The following is a 2,868-nucleotide window of genomic DNA, read 5'->3' on the forward strand; positions in this document are numbered from 1 at the left end:
GGTGATTAAGGTGGTATGCGGCGGCATCAGAAACCTAAACAGGGCGTTTATGCTTAGGAGTAGAAGTTGAAATATTTGGAAGAGTTCGAATTGGCGATTGAGCGTTCAAGGTACCTTAAATTGTCTGATACACGCTTTAAGGCTTTAGATGCGAAATTTTGTAGTGATGAAAACCTTCAAAGTTGCTTGGATTTTCTAAATTATCTATATAACCCACTAAAAGGCACCGATCTCGTAGGACAGTGTCTAAACATTCATTCTCAACTAATGAAAGCGGTAGAACATTTTTACGGAGCTCAACCAATATTCACCATTGGATCTATTACATTTGATGGAAATAAATATTTTGAGTTAGCTGAGGATGATATCAAGTCATCAATTTTAGACTGTTCACCTACTAATATGGCCAATATTCACGCATGGTTGACTTTGCCTTCTATGGAGATACTAGATTTTACGTTTATTTCAACGTACGAGAGTCAAGCTGGAGACAGTGGCTTTCCAAAAGTTGTCAGTCAGTTTGCTGAAAGTCTAAAGCCGCACTTTCATTATCACCCAGTGTTGACAGGAGAAGAGAGTCTCTCAAAGTTAGGTTTATCGTCCAGTGGCTACCACTTGTTCTGAGCTATTGCAATAGCTACCAGCTCGTCACCACGCTTGCCAGCAGGGATAATAAGTATCAAATACAACTGGCAGGTAGTTCGATACCTGTCTTATAGTCACTTAAAGTCCTGGCAATCAGTTCCGACGTTTTATTTACCAGATTAGCGCTATTTAACTCTACTGTGAGAGAGTAATAAAGTCTCATACTAAAATAGCCGCGATCGCAATCGATACGCTGCCATTCCTAAATCGAAAATGCCCCTTTTCTTCTTATTGCTTTTGCTCAACTGTCCTTTTCAATAACGCTTCTAGCAATAGAAAAGGTTATCCGAAAGTCTTCTAAGTCGCCCAATAACCGAATGAGCTTTTCATGTCACGCGAACATCATAAAATGTTAGGCTTTCATACTGAATCTAGGAGCTACCGTACTTTTGCCACGCCTGTCAGCCCCTCTTTATCGAAATAAACATCCCTTAACGAGTGATTTTTGATGCAGTTGGATTAATGAAACTGACATTAAGATCACTGTTAGCAAATTGAGACACAAATACAATTAGTTTCAATGTTACTAAACACTTAAAAGTGAATCTCAATGATAGGCTCAACATGGAACAAATGGGACTTACACATACATAGCCCACTAACACATCAAAACAATCAATTCGGTGGCGCAACTCTCGATGATTACGCCGCTCAGTTGTTCGAAAAAGGATTATCTTTCGTCGGCATAACCAATTACTTTTTCTTTGCTGATAATGAGCTTGAGCAGGTTAGAGAAGCGATTAACCGCAATAGTTACAACATAAAAGTCCTTGGAAACTTAGAATTTCGAATCTCGCAGCCAAACAAGGACAATGAGTTTATAAACATTCACTGTATTTTTGCCGAGCACCTATCTACGGCTGAAATAAACGATGTTATGTCTAAACTCCGACTAAAAAATACGACAGACTCCGGAAATGCGATTTACTGTGAGCAAGAAAGCCTAAAACGAAACGGGGTAAAGGTAGAGGAAGTCTTTATTGATTATGAGGTGCTACAAGTGCACCTATCGCAAAACTTGCGCCGTGGTATCGACTATCTAATGGTTGCTTGTCCAAATGGTTATGGTGGATTCAGACCTGATAGAAAGGATGGACGCTCAGTAGCTATAGCCAAGGAAATAGATAAGTTTGGAGACTTGATTTTTGGATCTACTGAAATGGATCGAAAGTTCTTCTTATCTGACAGAAACGCAAACCTTCCACCAAAACCAGTATTTTCATGCTCTGATGCTCATTCAATGCAGGTTATTGGGGCTCAATACTCTTGGGTAAAAGCAAAGCCAACTTTTGAAGGGCTGAGACAAGTATTGATAGAGCCAGAAGAACGCATTCAAATCGTAGATGACTTCGTAGATAGGAGTTTTATCAAACCTCACTTCCAATCCATATCGCTTAATGGCAGACTCTTCCCAGATCAACCTTTACAGTTTAAAGAGGCAACTCTGCCACTCAACCCAAATATGGCAGCAATCATCGGTGGTCGGGGTACAGGAAAAAGTATTCTACTAGACTCTATTCGATCTAAGTTCCCAAACAACCCTGCCTCGGCTGGTTTGAGAAATGTAGAAGCAGATGGCTTGTCGATCACGTTGAACCAAGGTGATGGCTCCACCATACAGTTCGATCGACCAGAAAATGTTTACTCATACCTCCATGTTAGCCAAGGAGACATACAGCATGTTAGCCAAAAGCCAGATGAGTTGAGCGATGAAATAAAACTTATGCTAGGTCTTCGTGATGCCATGTTTGATCAATCACAAACTTTATCTATACAAGATTGCCTAGCCAAATACAGAGCATTCATCGACTATAGAAACACGACAGACTCCCATGGCAATGCTGTAAATACTGAGCAGCACCAAGAGGGCGTTATCAATTACAATACAGACCTGATAAAAACTCTTACAAGTCCTCAAAACAAAGGACTAATAGAACGATACCAGCTCAACATTCAAAACATAAACCTAATAAATCAGTTCATAGCGCAGTGCAATCAGGCGTTAAAAAGCATAACGCAAGCTGTCGATCCCCTAAACATATCAATAGGTCAGATTAACACTAGCCCGCAGCTCACAAGCCCTGTACCTATCTTGGACTATACACCAACGGCACAAGCTCTTCAGACTAACATAGATCTAGCTAATAAAAACCTAAGCACTTTGTCTGGGGAAAATACCGCTATCATTGAAGAGTTCAAAAAGCAGGGAATCAACCAAGATAT

General features: G+C 40.3%; 1 protein-coding gene and 1 pseudogene. Both read left to right on the plus strand.

The window, feature by feature from the left end:
* Window positions 1-66: 66 nt before the first annotated feature.
* Entirely contained in the window at window positions 67-624 is a 558-nt protein-coding gene (locus IQR33_RS12185) for a hypothetical protein (protein ID WP_193843717.1), read from the plus strand.
* Between the two features lie 571 nt (window positions 625-1,195).
* A pseudogene (locus IQR33_RS12190) lies at window positions 1,196-2,868 on the plus strand (DNA repair protein); the annotation flags it as partial.

This window comes from Vibrio sp. OPT46 (genome assembly GCF_015163535.1).
GTDB lineage: Bacteria > Pseudomonadota > Gammaproteobacteria > Enterobacterales > Vibrionaceae > Vibrio > Vibrio alginolyticus.